This window comes from Streptomyces sp. NPDC111656, assembly GCF_055656965.1.
The window spans coordinates 136721-157390 of the sequence record NZ_JBVKCA010000008.1; the positions used below are offsets into that span (position 1 = coordinate 136721).

Below are 20670 nucleotides of genomic sequence, written 5' to 3' on the forward strand. Positions count from 1 at the left end.
TCCCCGGCAGTCCCCAGCATTCCCCGGCATTCTCCAGCGCAATTCTGAACCGGTCTGACAATTCCCTGACACAGGGAATATTGAAACCGCTCGTACCGCCCAAGATACTGAATATGAGCTTTCGTCAACTGTTGTGTGGTGGGCCCCGAGGAGAGGGAAACGTATGTACAGCACGCTGATTGTGGCTCGGATGGATCCCGGGTCGAGCGTCGACGTCGCGAAGATTTTCGGTGATTTCGACGACACGGAAATGCCGCACCGCATGGGCACGCGCCGGCGCCAGCTCTTCCAGTACCGGGGTCTGTACTTCCACCTCCAGGACTTCGACGCGGACAACGGCGGCGAGCTGATCCAGCACGCACGGCACGACCCCCGCTTCATACAGATCAGCGAGGACCTGAAGCCGTTCATCGAGGCGTACGACCCGGCCACCTGGCGCTCCCCGGCCGACGCGATGGCCACACGCTTCTACAACTGGGAGGCGTCCGCGTGACCGGCCGACGAGTTGTCATCACCGGTATCGAGGTGCTCGCCCCCGGTGGTGTCGGGGCGAAGAACTTCTGGAACCTGCTGAGCGAGGGCCGCACGGCCACCCGCCGCATCACGTTCTTCGACCCCAGCCCGTTCCGTTCCCGGGTCGCCGCCGAGATCGACTTCGATCCCGCGGAGCACGGACTGCGCCCGCAGGAGATACGCCGGATGGACCGCGCCGCGCAGTTCGCGGTGGTCGCGGCCCGTGGCGCGGTCGCCGACAGCGGTATCGACATCGACGCCTACGACCCGTACCGGGTCGGCGTCACCATCGGCAGCGCGGTCGGCGCGACCATGGGTCTGGACGAGGAGTACAACGTCGTCAGCGACGGCGGCCGGCTCCACCTGGTCGACCACGCCTACACGGTCCCGCACCTGTACAACTACCTGGTCCCCAGCTCCTTCGCGGCCGAGGTCGCGTGGGCCGTGGGCGCGCAGGGCCCCAACACGGTGGTCTCCACGGGTTGTACGTCCGGCATCGACTCGGTCGGGCACGCCGTGGAGCTGCTCCGCGAGGGCTCGGCGGACGTCATGATCACGGGTTCGTCCGACGCCCCGATCTCGCCGATCACGATGGCGTGCTTCGACGCGATCAAGGCGACGACGCCCCGGGACGACGTACCCGAGCGCGCCTCGCGCCCCTTCGACGGAACCCGCAACGGGTTCGTCCTCGGGGAGGGTGCCGCCGTGTTCGTCCTGGAGGAGCTGGAGAGCGCCAAGCGGCGCGGCGCGCACATCTACGCCGAGATCGCGGGCTATGCGACGCGCTCGAACGCGTACCACATGACGGGTCTGCGTCCGGACGGGGCGGAGATGGCCGAGGCCATCACGGTCGCGCTCGACGAGGCCAGGATGAACGCGACCGAGATCGACTACATCAACGCGCACGGCTCGGGCACCAAGCAGAACGACCGCCACGAGACCGAGGCGTTCAAGCGGAGCCTGGGCGACCACGCCTACCGGACCCCGGTCAGCTCGATCAAGTCGATGGTCGGGCACTCGCTCGGCGCGATCGGCTCCATCGAGATCGCCGCGTCCGCGCTGGCGATGGAGAACCACGTCGTGCCGCCCACGGCCAACCTCACCACCCCCGACCCCAAGTGCGACCTCGACTACGTGCCGCTGGTCGCCCGTGAGCAGCTCACCGACGCGGTGCTCACGGTCGGCAGCGGCTTCGGGGGATTCCAGAGCGCCATGGTGCTGGCGCGTCCCGAGAGGAGCGTGGCATGACCACCACGGTGGTAGTGACCGGTCTGGGCATCGCCGCCCCCAACGGACTGGGCACACAGGACTACTGGGCCGCCACCCGGACCGGCAAGAACGGCATCGGGCGGGTCACCCGCTTCGACCCGTCCTCCTACCCCTCGACCCTCGCGGGCGAGGTGCCCGGCTTCGTCGCCGCGGACGTGCTGCCGAGCCGGCTGCTGCCGCAGACCGACCACATGACCCGGATGGCGCTGGTCGCCGCCGAGTGGGCGCTCGCGGACGCGGGCATCGACCCCGAGGAACTGCCCGAGTACGACATGGGCGTCGTCACGGCCAGTTCCTCGGGCGGCTTCGAGTTCGGACAGGGCGAGCTGGAGAAGCTGTGGAGCCAGGGCAGCCAGTACGTGTCCGCGTACCAGTCCTTCGCCTGGTTCTACGCCGTCAACAGCGGCCAGATATCCATCCGCAACGGGCTCAAGGGCCCCAGCGGCGTCATCGTGAGTGACGAGGCCGGCGGTCTCGACGCGGTGGCGCACGGCCGACGGCTCATCCGCAAGGGCACCCCGATGATCGTCTCCGGGGGCGTCGACGCGTCGATCTGCCCCTGGGGCTGGGTGGCGCAGATGGCCGGCGACCGGCTGAGCACCAGCGACGAGCCGACCCGTGCCTACCTGCCCTTCGACGCCGACGCGGCCGGTTACGTGCCGGGCGAGGGCGGCGCCATCCTGATCATGGAGTCGGTCGAGTCGGCGTGCGAGCGCGGCGCCAAGATCTACGGCGAGATCGCGGGCTACGGCTCGACGTTCGACCCGCGGCCCGGCAGCGACCGCGAGCCCGCCCTGCGCAAGGCGATCGAACTCGCCCTCGCCGACGCGGGCACCGCCCCCGAGGACGTCGACGTGGTCTTCGCGGACGCGGCGGGCGTGCCGGAGCTGGACCGTGTCGAGGCCGACGCGATCTCGGCGGTCTTCGGGGTCCGGGGTGTCCCGGTCACCGCGCCCAAGACGATGACGGGCCGGCTGTACTCCGGCGCGGCCCCGCTCGACGTCGCCACCGCGCTGCTGGCCATCGAGGAGGGCCTCATCCCTCCGACGGTCCACATCAACCCCGACGAGGAGTACGGCCTCGACCTGGTCCTCAACCAGTCGCGCACCGCACAGGTGCGCACCGCCCTGGTCCTGGCCCGCGGTTACGGCGGCTTCAACTCGGCCGTCGTGGTCCGCGCCGTCGACTGACCGGCACCCCCTGCCCCCCACACCCCCGAGACCCCCGACTGAACGATCCATTTCGACCTGGGAAGGAACCCACGTGTCCACTTCGGAATTCACCCTGGACGACCTGCGCCGCATCCTCCAGGAGGGCGCCGGTGTCGACGAGGGCGTCGACCTCGACGGCGACATCCTCGACGAGCCGTTCGAAGTCCTCGGCTACGAGTCGCTGGCGCTCCTGGAGACCGGCAGCCGTATCGAGCGCGAGTACGGGATCGTCCTCGACGAGGACCTGCTGACCGACGCCGACACCCCGCGCGCCCTCATCGAGGCCGTGAACCAGCAGTTCGGCGCCGACGAGCCCGCCGCCGCCTGACGCCCGACGGCGTTCCCGGACCGGGCGAAACCTTTCACCTGACCTCGTCCGGTCCGGTACCGCCGCACCCCCGCAGAACAAGAGGGAGAGGAAGCACATGTCAACGCTGGAAAAGCGGGTCGCTCTCATATCGGGGGCCACCAGTGGCATCGGCCTCGCGTCCGCGCGGGCGCTGGCCGCGGGCGGCCACCGTGTGTTCATCGGCGCCCGCAGCGCGGACAACGTCGCCGAGACCGTCAAGATCCTCCAGGAGGAGGGCATCGACGCCGACGGCACGGTCCTCGACGTCCGCGACCCCGCCTCGGTCGGCGCCTTCGTGCAGGCCGCGGTCGACCGCTTCGGCACCGTCGACGTCCTGGTCAACAACGCCGGCCGGTCCGGTGGCGGCGTCACCGCCGACATCGAGGACGAGCTGTGGACCGATGTCATCGACACCAACCTCAACAGCGTGTTCCGGCTGACGCGGGAGGTGCTCAACACCGGCGGCATGCGTCACAAGAGCCGTGGCCGCATCATCAACATCGCCTCCACGGCCGGCAAGCAGGGCGTGGTCCTGGGAGCCCCCTACTCCGCCTCGAAGCACGGCGTGGTCGGTTTCACCAAGGCCCTCGGCAATGAGCTGGCTCCCACCGGCATCACCGTGAACGCCGTCTGCCCGGGCTATGTCGAGACGCCGATGGCCCAGCGCGTGCGCGCCGGATACGCGGCCGCCTACGACACCTCCGAGGACGCCATCCTCGAGAAGTTCCAGGCCAAGATCCCGCTCGGCCGCTACTCCACCCCCGAGGAGGTCGCCGGCATGGTCGCCTACCTCGCCTCCGACACGGCCGCCTCGGTCACCGCGCAGGCCATCAACGTCTGCGGCGGACTCGGCAACTTCTGAGCACCCCCCACCGACCGGCAGCCCGTACCCAGCCATGGAGAAGAAAGCGTCATGACGACCCGTGAGGTAGAGCACGAGATCACGATCGCCGCGCCCGCACCGGCCGTGTACCGGCTGCTGGCGGAGGTCACCAACTGGCCCCGGATCTTCCCGCCCACCATCCACGTGGACCGCGTGGAGCACGACGGCTCCCAGGAGCGGATACGGATCTGGGCCACCGCCAACGGCGAGGCCAAGAACTGGACCTCGCGCCGCGAGCTGGACCCCGAGGCCCTGCGCATCACCTTCCGCCAGGAGGTGACCGCCCCGCCGGTCGCCGCGATGGGCGGCACCTGGATCATCGAGCCGCTCGGCGAGAACGCCTCCCGGGTACGGCTGCTGCACGACTACCGCGCCGTCGACGACGACCCGCACGACCTCCTGTGGATCGACGAGGCCGTCGACAAGAACAGCCGCTCCGAGCTGGCCGCGCTGAAGAAGAACGTCGAGTTCGCGCACGCGGCGGAGGAGGTGACCTTCTCCTTCGAGGACACCGTCTACGTCGACGGTTCGGCGAAGGACGTGTACGCCTTCATCAACGAGGCGAACCTGTGGTCGGAGCGTCTGCCGCACGTGGCCACGGTCCGTCTGGAAGAGGACACCGTGGGGCTCCAGACCCTGGAGATGGACACCCGGGCCAAGGACGGCTCCGTCCACACCACCAAGTCCTACCGGGTGACCTTCCCGCACCAGCGCATCGCGTACAAGCAGGTCACCCTCCCCGCGCTGATGACCCTGCACACCGGCCACTGGACCTTCCAGGACACCGACCAGGGCGTCGCGGCGACCTCCCAGCACACCGTCACCCTCAACACGGACAACATCGAGAGCATCCTCGGCTGCGGGGCCACCGTCGCCGACGCCCGCGAGTACGTCCACACGGCCCTGTCCACCAACAGCCGGGCCACCCTCACCCACGCCAAGGCCTTCGCAGAGAACAGGCGTTGACGATGACGACGGACCATCAGGACACCGACACGACCATCCTGGACACCGACGTCCTCGTGGTCGGAGCGGGCCCCGCCGGGCTGATGCTCGCCACCGAGCTGAGGCTGGGCGGCGCCGAGGTGGTCGTCGTCGACCAGCGCCCCGGCCCGACCACCGAATCCCGGGCCTCGACCCTGCACGCCCGCACGATGGAGATCCTCGACTCCCGCGGGCTGCTGGACGAGCTCGGTACGCCGCCGTGCGAGCCGCGCGGTCACTTCGGCGGCGTACCGCTGGACCTGACGCTGCCCAGCTCGCACCCCGGGCAGTGGAAGGTCGCGCAGACCCGCACCGAGGAGCTGTTGCAGCGGCGGGCCGCCGAGCTGGGCGCCGTTCTCCGGCGCCGGCACCAGCTGCTGTCCCTCACGGCGGAGGACGGGGTGGAGGCCGAGGCCATCGGTCCCTACGGTCCCGTCCGCATCCGGGCCCGCTACCTGGTCGGCTGCGACGGCGAGGACAGCACCGTACGGCGCCTGGTCCGGGCCCCCTTCCCGGGCCGGGACGCCGCACGCGAACTGCTGCGCGCCGACGTCTGCGGCGTCGAGGTCGCCGACCGGCGCTTCCAGCGCCTGGAGCACGGGCTCGCCATCGCCGCCACCCGCGAGGGGGTGACCCGGGTGATGGTCCACGAGTTCGGGCGCCCCGCGGCCGAACGCGGCGGCGCCGAGCCGGACTTCGCGGAGGTCACCGACGTCTGGAAACGCGTCACCGGCGAGGACATCAGCCAGGGCACCCCGCTGTGGGTCAACGCCTTCGGTGACGCCAACCGGCAGCTCGCCCACTACCGGCACGGTCGCGTCCTGTTCGCCGGGGACGCGGCGCACCGGCAGATGCCGAGCGGCGGACAGGCCCTCAACCTGGGCGTCCAGGACGCCTTCAACCTCGGCTGGAAGCTCGCCGCCGTCGTCCGCGGCAGCGCGGGCGAGGACCTCCTCGACACCTACCACTCCGAGCGCCACACCGTGGGCCGCCAGGTCCTCGCGAACATCCGGGCCCAGGTCGAGCTGCTGCTCGGCGGCCCGGAGGTCGAACCCGCCCGCGCCCTGCTCACCGAACTCGTCGCCCTGGACGGCGTACGGCAGCATCTCGCCGGGATGATCAGCGGCCTCGGCATCCGGTACGACGTCGAGGGCCCCGAGATCCACTCCGACGAACACCCGCTGCTCGGGCGGCGGTTGCCGGACGCGTGGCTGGAGCCCGCGGAGGGTGGCGCGCGGCGCCGTACGACCGAACTGTTGCGCACCGGTCGCGGGTTGCTGCTGTCCCTGGACGGGGACGGCGCCCCGGCGCTGCGCGCGACGGCGGCCCCCTGGTCGGACCGGGTCGCCTTCGTCGCCGACCGCCCCGCGGCCGGCGGCCCGCTGCCGGCCGGGCAGACCCTGCTGGTCCGACCCGACGGCTATGTGGCCTGGGCCGGTTCCGGTCCGGCCGGTCTGGCGCGGGCGCTGACCCGCTGGTTCGGCGCCCTGGCCGCCGACGACTGAGTACGACCGCACGGCCCGTCACGGACCAGCACACGCACAGCTGAGGCACCGCACGTCACCCACCGATGCGACGCGCGCCCGGGCGCGCGAGGAGAGGACACCCATGGACGCGCAGATGGACGCGGACGTCATCGTCGTCGGCGCCGGCCCGGCCGGGCTGATGCTGGCCGGGGAACTGCGGCTGGGCGGGGTGAGCGTCATCGTCGCCGAGCGGCTGGCGCGGCCCACCGGACAGTCGCGCGGGCTCGGGTTCACCGCCCGCGCCATGGAGTCCTTCGACCAGCGCGGTCTCGTCCCGCGCTTCGGCGGGCTGGAGAAGAGCCCGATGGGCCACTTCGGCGGGGTGCAGTTCGACTACACCGTGCTGGAGGACGCCCACTTCGGGGCCCGCGGCGTCCCCCAGTCCCAGACGGAGGCGGTTCTGGAGGAGTGGGCGGGCGAGCTCGGCGCGGACATCCGGCGGGGCTGGGAGTTCCTGGCGCTGGAGCAGGACGGGACCGGGGTCACCGTCACCGTGGCCGCGCCCGACGGCGAGCGCACGCTGCGCGCCGCGTACCTGGTCGGCGCCGACGGCGGGCACAGCCCGGTGCGCAAGGCCGCGGGCTTCGACTTCCCCGGTACGCCCGCCACCCGCGGCATGTACCTCGCGGATGTCGTCGGCTGCGGGATCCCGCCGCGCTTCCTGGGCGTGCGGCTGCCCGGCGGCATGGTGATGGCCGCGCCGCTGAAGGAGGGCGTGGACCGGATCATCGTGTGCGAGCACGGCACCCCGCCGGCCGAGCGCAGTGAGACCCCGGAGTTCGCCGAAGTGGCGGCGGCCTGGGAGCGGTTGACGGGTGAGGACATCTCCGGCGGCGGCGCGGACTGGGTCAGCTCCTTCACGGATGCCACCCGCCAGGTCACCGAGTACCGGCGCGGGCGGGTGCTGCTCGTCGGCGACGCCGCGCACATCCATCTGCCGGCCGGCGGCCAGGGACTGAGCACCGGTGTCCAGGACGCGGTCAACCTCGGCTGGAAGCTCGCGGCGACCGTCCAGGGCCGGGCCCCCGAGGGACTGCTCGACACCTACCACGACGAGCGTCACGCGGTCGGCGCGCGACTGCTGATGAACACCAAGGCACAGGGCACGGTCTTCCTCGGCGGCCCCGAGTCCCAGCCGCTGCGCGATCTGTTCGCCGAGCTCATCGGCCTCGACTCGGTCAAGCGGCACCTCGCCGGGGTGGTCAGCCACCTCGACGTCCGCTACGACCTCGGGGGCGCCGGGGACTCGCTGGTCGGGCGCAGGTTGCCACCGCGGGCGCTGAACACCGCCGCCGGCGAGGTCCGTACGCCCGAACTCCTCCACGCCGCCCAGGGCGTGCTGCTCGACCTCGCCGACGACTCCGTACTGCGCGAAGCGGCTGCTCGCTGGAAGGACCGCGTCACCGTCGTCACCGGCACCCCGCAGGACCCGGCCGCGTTCGGCGGCGCCGCCGCGGTGCTGGTCCGCCCCGACGGCTATGTGGCCTGGGCGGACACCGGTTCGGCGGAGCTGTGCGCGACGCTGCACCGCTGGTTCGGCGCACCCGAAGCCCGCTGAGAACCACCCCCGGCAACCGATCCGCACGAGAGCACCAAGACGAGAGCACCCACACGAAAGCACGAACACGCGAGCACGAACACGAGAGGAAGTACCCCAGTGAGCGTTCCCACGGTCGAGACCATCCCCTCGTCCGTACCCGGTCCGGCCATGCCCTCGATGTCCCCGGGTGTGCGCCCCGTCGCCCTGGCGGCCGGTGACGTCACGCTCTCCGCGCTGATCGCCCAACCGTCCGGGCCGCCGCGGGCCACGGTCGTCGCGGTGCACGGGGGCGGAATGAGCGCCGGGTACTTCGACGGGCAGGCCCACCCCGACGTCTCCCTGCTCGCCCTCGGCGCCCGGCTCGGCTACACCATGGTCGCCGTCGACCGGCCCGGCTACGGGCTGTCCGCCGCGGACGCCCCGAGTGGTCAGACCCTGGCCGAGCAGTCCGCGGCGCTGCACGCGGCGCTGCGGCACCTGGCCGGCCGCGCCGAGACGGGCGCCGGGGTGTTCCTGCTCGCGCACTCCTTCGGCGGCAAGCTCGCCCTGACGTACGCCGCCTGCCAGGCCGGCGATCCGGATCCGGCCGTACCGCCGCTGCTCGGGCTCGACATCTCCGGGCTCGGCCGCGACTACGCGGTCGACCACCCGGAGGGCGGCCCCGACCCGCACCAGCACCGGCACTGGAAGCGGAACTGGGGTGCCCTGCGCTTCTACCCGCCGAACACCTTCCGCGAGGCCGAGGGCCTGGTCGCCCCGATGCCCCCGCGCGAGCAGGCCGAGGCACTCCAGTGGCCGCGGCGGTTCCCGGTCGCGGCGGCGGCCGTGCAGGTCCCGGTGCGGCTGACGTTCGCCGAGCAGGAACTGTGGTGGCACCACGACGAGGACACCGTCGCCGACCTCGCCGCGCACTTCGCCTCGGCGCCGTCCGCAGCCGTCGACCGTCAGCCCGGTGCCGGGCACAACATCAGCCTCGGCTGGGCCGCCCGCACCTACCACCTGCGCGCGTTCGCGTTCTTCGAGGAATGCCTCGCCCGCCGGTCCGCGGGCGCGTCCGTGACGCCCTGATGCCATGACGACCACACGGCCCGGCGCCAGGGACACGACGAAGAGGGCGAGGCGGGGAAGGAGCGGCAGGTGGGCCGCGGGCGTCGGCAGCCGTCGTACGCCCTTCCGGTCTCTGTCCGTGCGCAACTTCCGGCTCTTCGCGGCCGGCCAGGTCGTCTCGGTCACGGGCACCTGGATGATGGTCACCGCCCAGGACTGGCTGGTGCTCTCCCTGACGGGGGACTCCGGCACGGCCCTGGGCACCGTGACCGCGCTCCAGTTCACTCCATTGCTGCTGTTCACGCTGTACGGCGGCCGGCTCGCCGACCGCCACGACAAGCGGCTGCTGCTCACCGTCGCCAACCTGGTCTCCGGCGCCCTCGCGCTGGCCCTCGCCGTACTCGTCCTGGCCGGCTCCGCCCAGCTGTGGCAGCTGTATCTGTTCGCGCTGGGCCTCGGCACCGTCAACGCGGTCGAGGTGCCCACCCGGATGGCGTTCGTCAGCGAGATGGTCGGCCCCGAACTGCTGCCCAACGCCTCGGCGCTCAGCGCCGCCTACTTCAACACCGCCCGCGTGGTGGGTCCCGCCCTCGCCGGACTGCTGATCAGCGCGGTCGGCGAGGGGACGGCCATGCTGCTCAACGCGGTCAGCTATCTCGCCACCGTGACCGGGCTGCGGTTGATGCGCCCGGGGGAGCTCCTGCGCACGGCCCCGCCGGAGCGCGGGGTCAAGGTGGTCGACGGGCTGCGGTACGTGCGCGGGCACCCCGACCTGTTCGTGCCGCTGGCGCTGGTCGCCGTGGTCGGCCTGTTCGGCTTCAACTTCCAGCTCACCCTGCCGCTGCTCGCCAAGACCGTCTTCCACTCGGGCGCGACCGCGTTCGGGCTGCTGACCACGGCGTTCGCCGCCGGTTCGCTGCTCGGCGCGTTCGCCTCGACCGTGCGCAGCGCCCGCCCGACCGCCCTGACCGTCACCGCCTCCGCACTCGCCTTCGGGCTCCTCGAGACGGCGGCAGGCTGGTCGCCCACCTACGCGTGGGCGGCCCTGCTGCTGTTTCTGACCGGCTTCGCCACCCTCTACTTCGCCCAGGCCGCCAACCACCGCATCCAGTTGGGCAGCGACGCCGCCTACCGCGGCCGGGTGATGGCGCTCTACACGCTCATCCTGCAAGGACTCACCCCACTCGGCGCCCTCCTCGTGGGCTGGCTCACCGTCCGTCACGGTGCGCGCTCCGGCCTGTACGTGGGAGGGCTCGCCTCGTCGGCGGCGGCGCTCGCGGTGCTGCTCGCGGGGCGCACACGTCGATTCCTCTCCAGCCACCGGCCGGAACCGGCACTCCTCGGGCCCGGCCCTCTCCCTGAAAGGCAGCCCCATGAGTCCCCTGAGTGACGACACCCCGTGCAGTTGGCTCGACCGGCTCCCGGACCCGGTCCAGCTGCGCGCCATGCCGCCCGACGCACGTGCCCGCACCATCGGCCACTGCCTGCGCCTCGAACTGCACGACCTGCTCGCGGTCCCGCCGGGGCACCGGCTCTCGCCCGGTCTGCCGTTGCGCGGCCAGGGCCTGGACCCGCTCGACGCCCTGCACCTGGGGCGCCGGATCCGGCGCGCCCTCGACGCCGAGGTGCCCGCCGAGGTGCTGCGGGAGAGCACCGTCGGCGAACTGACCGCGTTGCTCGCCCGCTGACCGAACCGTCATTCCTCTTGATCCACTTTGATCCACTTGAATGGGAGATCCGTACATGGAGCCCGCGATACCCATCGAACTGGGCGGCCGGCTGATGGAGCTGGCCGAACGCAAGGACATCGCCCGTGCCGGGCAGGACCCGAAGGCGACCGAACGACAGCACGCCAAGGGCAAGCTGACCGCTCACGAGCGCATCGAACTACTGCTGGACAAGGGCAGCTTCCAGGAGGTCGAACCGCTGCGCCGGCACCGGGCGACCGGCTTCGGCCTGGAGGCCAAGAAGCCCTATGGCGACGGTGTGATCACCGGCTGGGGCACGGTCGAGGGCCGTACGGTCTTCGTCTACGCCCATGACTTCCGTGTCTTCGGCGGCGCGCTGGGCGAGGCCCACGCCTGCAAGATCCACAAAATCATGGACATGGCCATCGCCGCCGGGGCGCCGCTGGTGTCGCTCAACGACGGTGCGGGCGCCCGCATCCAGGAGGGTGTCTCCGCGCTCGCCGGGTACGGCGGCATCTTCCAGCGCAACACCCGGGCCTCCGGTGTCATCCCGCAGATCAGCGTGATGCTCGGCCCGTGCGCGGGCGGCGCGGCGTACTCGCCCGCCCTGACCGACTTCATCTTCGCCGTCCGGGACATCTCGCAGATGTTCATCACCGGGCCCGACGTGGTCCGCGCGGTCACCGGCGAGGAGATCAGCCAGAACGGGCTCGGCGGCGCCGACGTGCACGGCGCTGTCTCCGGAGTGGCGCACTTCGTCCACGACGACGAGGAGAGCTGCCTCGCCGAGGTGCGCTATCTGCTGTCGCTGCTGCCGTCCAACAACCGCGAGCTGCCGCCCCGGCACGTCAGCGGCGACCCGGGCGACCGGTCCGGGGACGTGCTGCTCGACCTGGTGCCGCACGACGGCAACCGCTCGTACGACATGCGCGGGGTCGTCGAGGAGCTCGTCGACGACGGCGACTACGTGGAGGTGCACGCGGGCTGGGCGCCGAACATCGTCTGCGCCCTGGCCCGGATCGACGGTCACACCGTCGGCATCGTCGCCAACCAGCCGGCCGCCATGGCGGGTGTCCTGGACATCAAGGCGAGCGAGAAGGCCGCGCGGTTCGTGCAGTTCTGCGACTCCTTCAACATCCCGCTGGTCACGCTGGTCGACGTGCCCGGCTTTCTGCCGGGCGTGGACCAGGAGCACGAGGGCATCATCCGGCGCGGCGCCAAGCTGCTGTACGCGTACTGCAACGCGACCGTGCCGCGGGTCTCCGTGGTGCTGCGCAAGGCGTACGGCGGCGCGTACATCGTGATGGACTCCCGCTCCATCGGCGCCGACATCGCGCTGGCCTGGCCGACCAACGAGATCGCGGTCATGGGTGCCGAGGGGGCCGCCAACGTGGTCTTCCGGCGGGAGATCGCGGCCGCGGACGACCCCGACGCGATGCGTCAAGAGAAAATCGACCAGTACAAGGAGGAGCTGGTCCACCCTTACTACGCCGCCGAACGCGGGCTGGTCGACGACGTCATCGACCCGCGCGAGACCCGGGCGGTCCTGGCCCGTTCGCTCGCCATGCTCGCGGCCAAGCACGCCGAGCTGCCGCGCCGCAAGCACGGCAACCCGCCCCAGTGAGCAGGGAGGAAACCATGAGCATCCAGCGCCCCGCCCTTGTCCCCGTTCCCGATACCGCCCCCGATACCGCCCCCGATACCGCCCCCGATCCCGTCTCCGAACCGGCGGCCGGTCCCGTCTGCGAACCCGCGGCCGGTCCGCTTTTCCGGATCGAGCGCGGCTGCCCCTCCCCGGAGGAGCTGGCCGCGCTGACCGCGGTACTGATGGCCGTCACCGCGGGCCCCGGCGTCGCACCCGACGACACGGCCCGCAAGCACCAGGTCGTCGCCCTGTGGCGCCGCCCCGAACGCGTCACCGGCTTCGACGGCCCCCGCACCTGGCGAGCGGCGGCCTGAGCCGGGCCCTTCGGGGGAAGAAACAGGCCGAAGGGGCCGGAGAGTTCACAGGAACTCTCCGGCCCCTTGGCCGTGCCCTCTCAGGGGCGGAGGGAACTGCGCGACCAGTCCAGGACAACCCGCCCCCTGAGGCCGACCCGCAGTCCCCCCATCTCCTCAGCGCTCCAGATCTCCGTGCTGAGCGGGATCCCGGAGCATCGACCGCAGCCCCGGTTCCATCTCCACAAGACGCTCCACCGCATCCGGGGCGTACAGATAGGCGGTGGGCACGGCGCGAAGGGCGACGGGCCGATCTCCCGCCCCGGCCAGCGCCACCGCCGCGATGTGGGTGGAACACAGGGGCAGGTTGCCCACCACCCAGCCCGTCGGCCGCTCGGCCAGTCCCGCCTCACCGAGGTAGTCGAGGTCGGCCCCCCGGGTCAGCCCGGTGCCCAGCCCCTTCAGATACGCCTCCTTCCGTGTCCACAGGCGGCCGAAGGCCATGGTCCGTTCGTGCTCGGGAATCTTCCCGAGCTCCTCACGCTCGGCCGGATGCAGCGCCGGCAGACACGCCTCGGCGGTCTGGGGCGACGGCAGCCGTTGGACGTCGGCGCCCACCCGCGACTCCGCCACCACCACGATCGCCAGGCCGTGGCTGTGTGAGAGCGAGAACTGGGGGGCGCCGCCGGGCACGCCGAGCACCACGGGCCGGCCGTGGCGTTCACCGTTGCCGTTGTACCGCTCGCCGGCGAGGTTGAGCCGGCTCGGTTCGATGCCGGTGTAACCGGCGAGGACCCGGCGCAGTCCCACGTGCGCCGCGGCGTACATCTGGCGGTCGTCGGGGCGACGGTAGGAGTCGGCCCGACCTCTCTCGTACGCGTCGAGCTCGTCGTACGGGACGTCACGCGGCGAATCGGGCGGTGGCAGCAGCCACACGTCCAACTCCCCTCGCGCTACGGCGAGCCGGCGCACCGTCGGGGTCAACGGCGGCCCTCCGCGTGAGCCTTGGCATGGTTCAGGGTGGCCAGGCTGTTGGTGGACAGGGCGGTGTGGACGTACTCGCGGGCGTCGGCGACGGTGGCGGTGTCACCGAGGATGCGGGCGATGTTGTCCGTGTTGAGGGTGACGGTGTGCTGGGAGGTGGCCGCGACGCCCTGGTCGGTGTCCTGGAAGGTCCAGTGGCCGGTGTGCAGGGTCATCAGCGCGGGCAGGGTGACCTGCTTGTACGCGATGCGCTGGTGGGGGAAGGTCACCCGGTAGGACTTGGTGGTGTGGACGGAGCCGTCCTTGGCCCGGGTGTCCATCTCCAGGGTCTGGAGCCCCACGGTGTCCTCTTCCAGACGGACCGTGGCCACGTGCGGCAGACGCTCCGACCACAGGTTCGCCTCGTTGATGAAGGCGAACAGGTCCTTGGCGGACCCGTCGACGTGGACGGTGTCCTCGAACGAGAACGTCAACTCTGCGTCGGCGTATTCGCGTTCCGCGTTCTCCTTCAGCGCCGCGAGTTCCGCGACGGCGCTCCGGTCGATCTCGGCACCGATCCGGTCCAGGGCCCCGGGGGCATCGTCGGCGGCCCGGAACTCGTGCAGCAGCCGTACCCGGGAGGCGTTCTCCCCGAGCGGTTCGACGAGCCAGGCGCCGCCGAGGCCGGCGACGGGGGACGCGGTGACCAGGTGCTGGAAGTTGACCCGCAGCGTGGCGGGTTCGACGATCCGGCGCAGCGGACGGCAGCGCGGTTCGCCCGCCGCGGTCGGTGCGGTCTCCCAGATCGTCAGCCGTTCCTCGCCCTCGGGAGCCTCCTCGTGCTCGACGTGGATGACCGAGGGGAAGATCCGTGGCCAGTTCCCGACCTCGGCGATCAGCCGGTGGACGGTGTCCGCCGGGACCGCGATGTTGATCTCGTGCGCGACTTGGCGCATGCCCGGGTGTTCCATGCGTGCTGTCTCCTCGTCCTGGTGTGGCGCGCGGGGGCGGGACGGGAACGGGAACGTGACGGACAGAAAAGCCGCTGCCGGGTGGGGGATTCCCGGCAGCGGCCAGCCAGTGGGGATGGGAACGCGCCCGTGCGTCCGCGTCCGTGCGCGATCTGTCATACGTGCTTCTGTTGTGCGTGGGTCAGCCGTGCGGGCGGGGCTGCCATGTCTTCAGAGCCGCCGTGCGGGTGTTTCACGTGAAACAACATGCAGACCCGGTGACGGGCCGGCCGCCGCCCGACCGGTCGGCCCGCCACCGGGTGGCTCACTCGCCCGCGGCGCGGGTGTGGACGACCTGGTAGGTGTTCTCGTCCTGCCAGGTCTGGAGCGCGGCGACGCGGGCGTCGACCTTCTGGCGCTCCGGGGAGCGCTCACCCTGCGGCGCGGAGCGGAAGGCGTCGTACGCCTCCTTGCTGTCCCACTGGGAGTAGACGACGACGAACTTGCCCTCGATGCCGCGGGCACGCAGGCCGCGCAGCACCGTGTGGGTGCGGTAGCCGGGGACGTCGACCAGCCACGTCTGGGACTCGCCCAGGGCGTCGATCAGGTCCTCCTGGTTCTCCGGCAGCACGCCGAACAGCTCGATGGCCGTGTAGTCGTCGCGGGACGGGGAGATCTCGGTGACGCCGCCCAGCTCCGGCTTCTGCTGCGTGAAGGCGATCTCGTTCTGGAGCAGACGGATCGAGGTGGTGATCTCACCGAAGAGCGGGAGGGTGCGGTGCTTGAACTCCTCACCGGCGTAACGGCTCTCCAGGTCCTCGGTGCTGCGCCACTGGATGAAGTTGGCCGTTCCCGGCTTGTCCTGCCCGGCGTGGACCGTGCTGGATATCCAGCCCTCGTAGGCCGCCGTGTCGACGATCTGGCGCATCGCGGCGAGCAGCTTGACCTGCTTCTCGGCGGCGTCGGTCGAGAACAGGTTGAGAACGGTCAGGTGCTGACCATCGGCTGCGATCTTCGGCATTCTCTCGTCTCTTCCGTTCGAGGAAAGGGGAGTGCGAATGGAGGTGCGAATGAAGGTGCGGGTGGAGCCACGAATGCAGCTACGAATGCAGCATGGCAAGAGGATCTGCCCATGTGAAAGGGTCGGCACTTCAGGATTGGCAGCGCTTTTGTCAATTGTTCGAGGGCGGTGTCAGATCTTTCTCAACTTCGTCAGGACTGTGAAAAGCGGCCTTGGTTGCCGATTGGCGTGGGCGCCATGCTCGGGTAATGCAGTCAGGCCCGGAAGTATTAGAGATATCCACTCTCCTTGACCGGTACCTCATCGGTCTCGACGACGACGAACTCGACGACGCGTGGGCGCGGGGGCTCTTCACGAAGGACGCCCTGGTCGAGTTCCCGATGAGCCGGCACGAGGGCCTCGACGGACTCGCCGGCTACCACCGTGACGCGCTGGCGGCCTTCGCCGCCACCCAGCACCTCGGTTCGCCCGCGGCCGTCGACCTCGACGACGCCGGTGAGCGGGCCGTGCTGCGCGCCAACCTCGTCTCGACGCATGTGCACCACCCCGATGCGGCGGACGAGCCCCTGTTCCAGGTCGGCACCCTCGCGACCGGCGAAGCCCGCCGCGTCGCGGAGGGCTGGCGGATCTCCTCCCTCACCTTCCGCGTGCTGTGGACCCGCGGCACCCCGCCCCGACCCCGGGAGTCCCAATGACGACTCTGGCGGCGGCCAGCCCCCAGGACATGAAACTCGGGATCATGCTCGCCGACATCGGCGTGGTGCTCGTGGCCGGCGCCGCACTCGGCCGGCTCGCGCAGAAGCTGCGTCAGCCCATGGTGGTCGGCGAGATCGTCGCGGGCATCCTCCTCGGCCCGAGCGTCCTCGGCCTGCTGCCGGGGAACCTCACCGAGCACCTCTTCCCCGCCGACGTGCGGCCGTTGCTGTCCGCGGTCTCCCAGGTCGGTCTGATCCTGTTCATGTTCGTGGTCGGCTGGGAGTTCGAGAAGCGCCTGATCAGGCCGCACGCCCGGCTCGCCGCGGGCGTCTCGCTCTCGTCGATCGCGATGGCCTTCGGCCTAGGTGTGGCGCTGGCCCCGTTCCTGTACGACGAGCACTCCACGGTGGCCGGGCACCACATCTCCTTCGTCGCGTTCGCCACCTTCATCGGCACCGCGATGTCGGTGACCGCCTTCCCCGTGCTCGCGCGGATCCTCACCGAGAACAAGCTCCTGGACACCCGGGCCGGTTCGCTCTCGCTGGCCAGTGCCGCCATCGACGACCTGCTCGCCTGGTGCCTGCTGGCCTATGTCTCGGCCCTGGTCACGGCGAACGGGAACTACTCCGACCTCGCCCGCATCGGTTTCTACAGCGTGCTCTACGTGGCCGGGATGCTGCTGGTCGTACGCCCGCTGGTGGCCCGGCTGGTGTGGCGCTGGGCGGCCACCGAGCGCTGGTCGGCGCTGCTCGCGGTGCTGTGCGCGGGCGCCCTGACCTCGGCCTGGCTGACCACCTGGATCGGCATCCACGCCATCTTCGGGGCCTTCCTGTTCGGGTTCGTGATGCCCCGTGAGCCCGCCATGGTCCTCGCGGAACATCTGCGCAAACCCATGGACCACGTCAGCGTCGTGCTGCTTCCGGTCTTCTTCATCGTCACCGGGCTCGGCGTGGACCTCGGTGCGCTCACCGCCGGCGACTTCGTCGCGCTCGTCGCGATCATCGTCGTGGCCTGCACCGGCAAGCTGGTCGGCGCCATCCTTCCGGCGCGGCTGGCCGGGTTCTCCTGGCGTGAGTCGAAGGACCTGGGGCTGTTGATGAACACCCGGGGTCTGACCGAACTCATCATCCTCAACGCGGCCGTCAGCCTGGGCGTGCTGGACACCCGCATGTTCACGATGCTCGTGATCATGGCGCTGGTCACGACGGCGATGGCGGGTCCGCTGCTGTCCAGGCGTCGTCCGGCGCCGGCTGTCGTGCCCGAGCCGTCCGAGCCGTCCGAGGCCCCGGCTTCACGCGCGGCCTGATCAGCAACGCCCCCGGCACCCCCGCAACTCCGTAACCGCGTAACTCCGTAACCCCGTACCCGAGAACGAGAGGGCTGTCGTGATCCCCGTTTCGCAAGCCATCCCCGAGCAGCTCGGTCCGGTCGACGGCCGCGCGCTGCGCACCGTGTGCGGACACTTCGCCACCGGTGTCACGGTCATCACCTCGGGCAGCGGCGACAACGCCACGGGCGCCACGGTGAACTCCTTCACCTCGGTCTCCCTGGACCCGGCGCTGGTGCTCATCTGTCTGCACGACAACTCCCGTCTGCTGCCCGTGGTCCAGGAGTCCGGCGGCTTCGTCGTGAACTTCCTGACGCAGCGACAGGAGCCCGTGGCCTGGGCGTTCGCCGGTCGGCGGACCGCCCGGATCGAGGAGGTGCCGCACCACAGGTCCGTCCTCGACCTGCCGGTGCTCAGCGAGGCGCTCGCGCATCTGGAGTGCCGGCTGGTCACCGAGTACGACGGCGGCGACCACACCATCCTGCTGGGCGAGGTCGTCGGTCTGCGCGCGCCCTCCGAGGCCGAACAGGAGGACCCGCTGATCTTCTTCCAGGGCTCCATGCGGACACCGGCATGGAGCTGAAGGACTTACCCGGCTCAGACTTACCCGGCTCAGTGGTTGCGGGCCGCGGCCTGCTCCTCCGCCTCGTCGAACGCCTGCCGCGCCTGCTCCACCAGCGGCAGGTGGCCGGTCGACCAGTCGAAGAGCGAGGCGAACAGGGGCGCCAGGGTCCGTCCCAGATCGCTGATCTCGTACTCCACCCGGGGCGGCACCTCCGGGTAGTACGTGCGGATCACCAGCCCGTCCCGCTCCAGCTGACGCAGCCGCTGCGTCAGCACCTTCGGCGTGATGGTGCCGATGTTGCGGTGCAGTTCCACGAAGCGCTGGGTGCCGAAGGCGTTCAGCGTCCACAGGATCGGCGTGGTCCAGCGGCTGAACACGATGTCGAGGACCGGGGCGATCGGGCACCTCTGCGGGGTGCCGGCGGCGGCCGCGTGCGCGGCTTCGGGGCTGGTCACGACCGGCATGCCGGTCGCGTCGGCGGCGCCGCTCGCGGCCGTGGGGCCCTGCGGGGCTGTGCTCTTCATTCCGACCATCACCTTTCGGGAAGTCACTTTCCTCTAGGTACCTACTATACCCAGGATGCTAGCTTCCAAGAAGCCAGCAAAGCCAGTACCTCCCTGTACGTCCCCGTCCGAGAATCCTCATGCTCCTAGGGAGTGACATGTCCATCCAAGAGTCCACCCACAGCCCCGCCAAGGCGGCGGGCGAGTCCGGGCCGGTCCGCCGCCCCGGCCTCATCCTGGCCTTCCTCTGCCTGGCCGGCTTCATGACCTTCCTCGACGTGTCGATCGTGAACGTCGCCCTGCCGACCATCGAGGACGAGCTCAACATCTCCACCACCGCTCTCCAGTACGTGGTCACCACCTACGGCATGCTCCTCGGCGGCTTCCTGCTGCTGACCGGCCGGCTCGCCGACACCCTCGGCCGCCGCCGGATGCTGCAGACCGGTCTGCTCCTGTTCGCCGGTTCCTCGCTGCTCGCCGGTGTCTCGCAGAACGCCGCGATGCTGATCGGCGCCCGCGGTGCCCAGGGCCTGGGGGCCGCGTTCATCGCCACCGCCGCGCTGAGCCTGCTGACCAACAACTTCGAAGAGGGCGCGGCCCGCAACAAGGCGCTCGGTGCCTGGGGCGCGCTCAGCGGTCTCGCCGCCGTCGCCGGTGTCACCCTCGGCGGTCTGCTCACCGATGGGCCCGGCTGGCGCTGGATCTTCTTCATCAACGTCCCGATCGGCGTCATCGGCGCCCTGGTCGCCCCGATGGTCGTCGGCGAGAGCCGCTCCGCCCAGCGCACCAAGTCCTTCGACGTCGCCGGTGCGGTCACCCTCACCGCCGGCCTGGTCCTGCTGATCTTCACCCTCGGTCAGACCGTCTCCGACTCCGATGTCCCGACCGGCCGGGTCGTCGGCGGGTTCATCCTCTCCGCGATCCTGCTCGTCTCCTTCATCGTCATCGAGCGCCGCGCCAAGGAGCCGCTGATGCCGCTCGGCATCTTCCGCCGCCCCTCGCTGCGCGCCGCCAACGGCATCGCCATCCTGCTGCTCGGCACCTGCGTCACCCTGTTCTTCTTCGCCAGCCTCTTCATGCAGCAGGTCCTGGACTACTCCGCCGTCAAGACCGGCTTCGCGTACGTGCCGCTCGCGGTGCTCACCGCCGTCGGCGCCGGCGTCGCCTCCCAGGTCGTCACCAAGGTCGCCGCCAAGCCCGTCCTGCTGGTCGGCCTCGCGCTCGCCGCGACCGGCATGATGCTGCTGTGGCGTGCCCCGTCCGACGCCTCCTACCTGACGGACGTGCTGCCCGCCTTCGTCCTGATGGGCCTCGGCCTCGGAATGTCCTTCGTCCCGCTGCAGGTCTCCGCGTTCGCGGGGATCGAGGAGCGCGAGTCGGGTCTGGCCGCCGGTCTCATCAACACCGCCCAGGAAGTCGGCGGCGCGCTCGGCCTCGCGGTCGCGGCGACCTACGCCTTCCGCCGGGTCGACGAGCTCACGGCCAAGGCCCACGGTGTTCCCGCCCTGGTCCAGGAGGCCCGTACGACCGTCTTCCACGACGCGTTCCTCGTGGGCGCCTGCTTCGCCGCGGCCGCCTTCGTGGTGACCCTGGTGCTGCTGCCCTTCACCAAGTCCTCCGAGCAGTCCGCGGCCGTCCCCGCGCACGCCTGACGGCAGACCAGAGACCGAAGTCGGACGACGGAAGAACGGACCCGG

At 70.8% G+C, this 20670-nt stretch carries 20 protein-coding genes and 1 pseudogene; 17 read left to right on the forward strand and 4 right to left on the reverse strand.

Going from position 1 to position 20670, the window contains the following annotated elements; genetic code table 11:
• Nucleotides 1-163: 163 nt before the first annotated feature.
• The 13 genes and pseudogenes from ACZ7M3_RS24320 (at nucleotide 164) to ACZ7M3_RS24380 (ending at nucleotide 12969) form a co-directional block, all read left to right on the forward strand.
• A complete protein-coding gene (locus ACZ7M3_RS24320) occupies nucleotides 164-493 on the forward strand; it encodes a TcmI family type II polyketide cyclase (protein ID WP_054237209.1) in 330 nt (109 codons plus the stop codon).
• The gene (locus ACZ7M3_RS24325; RefSeq protein ID WP_099921685.1) at nucleotides 490-1761 is read left to right on the forward strand and encodes a beta-ketoacyl-[acyl-carrier-protein] synthase family protein; all 1272 of its coding nucleotides are present in this window, start codon (nucleotides 490-492) and stop codon (nucleotides 1759-1761) included. Before ACZ7M3_RS24320 ends, ACZ7M3_RS24325 begins: the two co-directional genes overlap by 4 nt.
• On the forward strand, nucleotides 1758-2972 hold the full coding sequence (locus tag ACZ7M3_RS24330) for a ketosynthase chain-length factor (RefSeq protein WP_452981915.1): 1215 nt from the start codon (nucleotides 1758-1760) through the stop codon (nucleotides 2970-2972). Before ACZ7M3_RS24325 ends, ACZ7M3_RS24330 begins: the two co-directional genes overlap by 4 nt.
• 73 nt (nucleotides 2973-3045) lie before the next feature.
• Nucleotides 3046-3321, forward strand: coding sequence for an acyl carrier protein (locus ACZ7M3_RS24335; RefSeq protein WP_054237212.1), 276 nt, complete (start codon nucleotides 3046-3048; stop codon nucleotides 3319-3321).
• A 97-nt stretch (nucleotides 3322-3418) separates the two neighbouring features.
• A complete protein-coding gene (fabG, locus tag ACZ7M3_RS24340) occupies nucleotides 3419-4204 on the forward strand; it encodes a 3-oxoacyl-ACP reductase FabG (RefSeq protein ID WP_067384741.1) in 786 nt (261 codons plus the stop codon).
• A 51-nt stretch (nucleotides 4205-4255) separates the two neighbouring features.
• Complete coding sequence (locus tag ACZ7M3_RS24345; RefSeq protein WP_095853659.1) at nucleotides 4256-5191, forward strand: aromatase/cyclase; 936 nt, start codon at nucleotides 4256-4258, stop codon at nucleotides 5189-5191.
• 2 nt (nucleotides 5192-5193) lie between these two features.
• Complete coding sequence (locus ACZ7M3_RS24350; protein ID WP_472065665.1) at nucleotides 5194-6714, forward strand: FAD-dependent monooxygenase; 1521 nt, start codon at nucleotides 5194-5196, stop codon at nucleotides 6712-6714.
• A gap of 115 nt (nucleotides 6715-6829) precedes the next feature.
• Nucleotides 6830-8293 carry an FAD-dependent monooxygenase gene (locus ACZ7M3_RS24355; RefSeq protein ID WP_472065914.1) on the forward strand — a complete coding sequence of 488 codons (1464 nt, stop codon included), beginning with the start codon at nucleotides 6830-6832 and terminating at the stop codon, nucleotides 8291-8293.
• Nucleotides 8294-8443: 150 nt separating this feature from the next.
• Complete coding sequence (locus ACZ7M3_RS24360) at nucleotides 8444-9343, forward strand: alpha/beta hydrolase (protein WP_177324387.1); 900 nt, start codon at nucleotides 8444-8446, stop codon at nucleotides 9341-9343.
• 103 nt (nucleotides 9344-9446) lie between these two features.
• Nucleotides 9447-10712: pseudogene (locus tag ACZ7M3_RS24365) on the forward strand (MFS transporter); the annotation flags it as partial.
• Nucleotides 10696-11010 (forward strand): acyl carrier protein, encoded by a 315-nt coding sequence (locus tag ACZ7M3_RS24370; RefSeq protein ID WP_095853656.1) that lies wholly within the window; start codon nucleotides 10696-10698, stop codon nucleotides 11008-11010. The pseudogene ACZ7M3_RS24365 and the gene ACZ7M3_RS24370, both read left to right, overlap by 17 nt.
• 55 nt (nucleotides 11011-11065) lie before the next feature.
• Entirely contained in the window at nucleotides 11066-12634 is a 1569-nt protein-coding gene (locus tag ACZ7M3_RS24375; protein WP_067384835.1) for an acyl-CoA carboxylase subunit beta, read from the forward strand.
• 14 nt (nucleotides 12635-12648) lie between these two features.
• Nucleotides 12649-12969: an acyl-CoA carboxylase subunit epsilon gene (locus ACZ7M3_RS24380; RefSeq protein WP_472065666.1), complete on the forward strand. Its 321-nt coding sequence runs from the start codon at nucleotides 12649-12651 to the stop codon at nucleotides 12967-12969.
• 156 nt (nucleotides 12970-13125) lie between these two features.
• Here ACZ7M3_RS24380 and ACZ7M3_RS24385 read toward each other — a convergent pair whose 3' ends face one another.
• From ACZ7M3_RS24385 to ACZ7M3_RS24395, 3 genes are all read right to left on the reverse strand, one after another.
• On the reverse strand, nucleotides 13126-13932 hold the full coding sequence (locus ACZ7M3_RS24385; protein WP_079065878.1) for a 4'-phosphopantetheinyl transferase family protein: 807 nt from the start codon (nucleotides 13930-13932) through the stop codon (nucleotides 13126-13128).
• Nucleotides 13929-14882 carry an aromatase/cyclase gene (locus ACZ7M3_RS24390; protein WP_388515462.1) on the reverse strand — a complete coding sequence of 318 codons (954 nt, stop codon included), beginning with the start codon at nucleotides 14880-14882 and terminating at the stop codon, nucleotides 13929-13931. The genes ACZ7M3_RS24385 and ACZ7M3_RS24390 overlap by 4 nt, the downstream gene beginning before the upstream one ends.
• A gap of 304 nt (nucleotides 14883-15186) precedes the next feature.
• On the reverse strand, nucleotides 15187-15882 hold the full coding sequence (locus ACZ7M3_RS24395) for an antibiotic biosynthesis monooxygenase family protein (protein WP_351294405.1): 696 nt from the start codon (nucleotides 15880-15882) through the stop codon (nucleotides 15187-15189).
• Nucleotides 15883-16130: 248 nt separating this feature from the next.
• Here ACZ7M3_RS24395 and ACZ7M3_RS24400 point away from each other — a divergent pair, with 248 nt between their 5' ends.
• The 3 genes from ACZ7M3_RS24400 (at nucleotide 16131) to ACZ7M3_RS24410 (ending at nucleotide 18488) form a co-directional block, all read left to right on the forward strand.
• A complete protein-coding gene (locus ACZ7M3_RS24400; RefSeq protein ID WP_472065667.1) occupies nucleotides 16131-16577 on the forward strand; it encodes a nuclear transport factor 2 family protein in 447 nt (148 codons plus the stop codon).
• Nucleotides 16574-17884, forward strand: coding sequence for a cation:proton antiporter (locus tag ACZ7M3_RS24405; protein WP_472065668.1), 1311 nt, complete (start codon nucleotides 16574-16576; stop codon nucleotides 17882-17884). Before ACZ7M3_RS24400 ends, ACZ7M3_RS24405 begins: the two co-directional genes overlap by 4 nt.
• Before the next feature lie 79 nt (nucleotides 17885-17963).
• On the forward strand, nucleotides 17964-18488 hold the full coding sequence (locus ACZ7M3_RS24410) for a flavin reductase family protein (protein ID WP_225900379.1): 525 nt from the start codon (nucleotides 17964-17966) through the stop codon (nucleotides 18486-18488).
• A 29-nt stretch (nucleotides 18489-18517) separates the two neighbouring features.
• Here ACZ7M3_RS24410 and ACZ7M3_RS24415 read toward each other — a convergent pair whose 3' ends face one another.
• Nucleotides 18518-18934, reverse strand: a complete 417-nt coding sequence (locus ACZ7M3_RS24415) for a winged helix-turn-helix transcriptional regulator (RefSeq protein ID WP_472065916.1) — start codon at nucleotides 18932-18934, stop codon at nucleotides 18518-18520.
• Between the two features lie 197 nt (nucleotides 18935-19131).
• Here ACZ7M3_RS24415 and ACZ7M3_RS24420 point away from each other — a divergent pair, with 197 nt between their 5' ends.
• On the forward strand, nucleotides 19132-20625 hold the full coding sequence (locus ACZ7M3_RS24420) for an MFS transporter (RefSeq protein ID WP_095853650.1): 1494 nt from the start codon (nucleotides 19132-19134) through the stop codon (nucleotides 20623-20625).
• Nucleotides 20626-20670 lie beyond the last annotated feature (45 nt).

Coding starts and splice junctions, on each gene's coding strand:
- ACZ7M3_RS24375 (WP_067384835.1), top strand. CDS start 11,066: ATGGAGCCCGCGATACCCATCGAACTGGGCGGCCGGCTGATGGAGCTG.
- ACZ7M3_RS24415 (WP_472065916.1), bottom strand. CDS start 18,934: ATGCCGGTCGTGACCAGCCCCGAAGCCGCGCACGCGGCCGCCGCCGGC.
- fabG (WP_067384741.1), top strand. CDS start 3,419: ATGTCAACGCTGGAAAAGCGGGTCGCTCTCATATCGGGGGCCACCAGT.
- ACZ7M3_RS24420 (WP_095853650.1), top strand. CDS start 19,132: ATGTCCATCCAAGAGTCCACCCACAGCCCCGCCAAGGCGGCGGGCGAG.
- ACZ7M3_RS24330 (WP_452981915.1), top strand. CDS start 1,758: ATGACCACCACGGTGGTAGTGACCGGTCTGGGCATCGCCGCCCCCAAC.
- ACZ7M3_RS24345 (WP_095853659.1), top strand. CDS start 4,256: ATGACGACCCGTGAGGTAGAGCACGAGATCACGATCGCCGCGCCCGCA.
- ACZ7M3_RS24350 (WP_472065665.1), top strand. CDS start 5,194: ATGACGACGGACCATCAGGACACCGACACGACCATCCTGGACACCGAC.
- ACZ7M3_RS24400 (WP_472065667.1), top strand. CDS start 16,131: ATGCAGTCAGGCCCGGAAGTATTAGAGATATCCACTCTCCTTGACCGG.
- ACZ7M3_RS24390 (WP_388515462.1), bottom strand. CDS start 14,882: ATGGAACACCCGGGCATGCGCCAAGTCGCGCACGAGATCAACATCGCG.
- ACZ7M3_RS24380 (WP_472065666.1), top strand. CDS start 12,649: ATGAGCATCCAGCGCCCCGCCCTTGTCCCCGTTCCCGATACCGCCCCC.
- ACZ7M3_RS24360 (WP_177324387.1), top strand. CDS start 8,444: ATGCCCTCGATGTCCCCGGGTGTGCGCCCCGTCGCCCTGGCGGCCGGT.
- ACZ7M3_RS24320 (WP_054237209.1), top strand. CDS start 164: ATGTACAGCACGCTGATTGTGGCTCGGATGGATCCCGGGTCGAGCGTC.
- ACZ7M3_RS24395 (WP_351294405.1), bottom strand. CDS start 15,882: ATGCCGAAGATCGCAGCCGATGGTCAGCACCTGACCGTTCTCAACCTG.
- ACZ7M3_RS24405 (WP_472065668.1), top strand. CDS start 16,574: ATGACGACTCTGGCGGCGGCCAGCCCCCAGGACATGAAACTCGGGATC.
- ACZ7M3_RS24370 (WP_095853656.1), top strand. CDS start 10,696: ATGAGTCCCCTGAGTGACGACACCCCGTGCAGTTGGCTCGACCGGCTC.
- ACZ7M3_RS24355 (WP_472065914.1), top strand. CDS start 6,830: ATGGACGCGGACGTCATCGTCGTCGGCGCCGGCCCGGCCGGGCTGATG.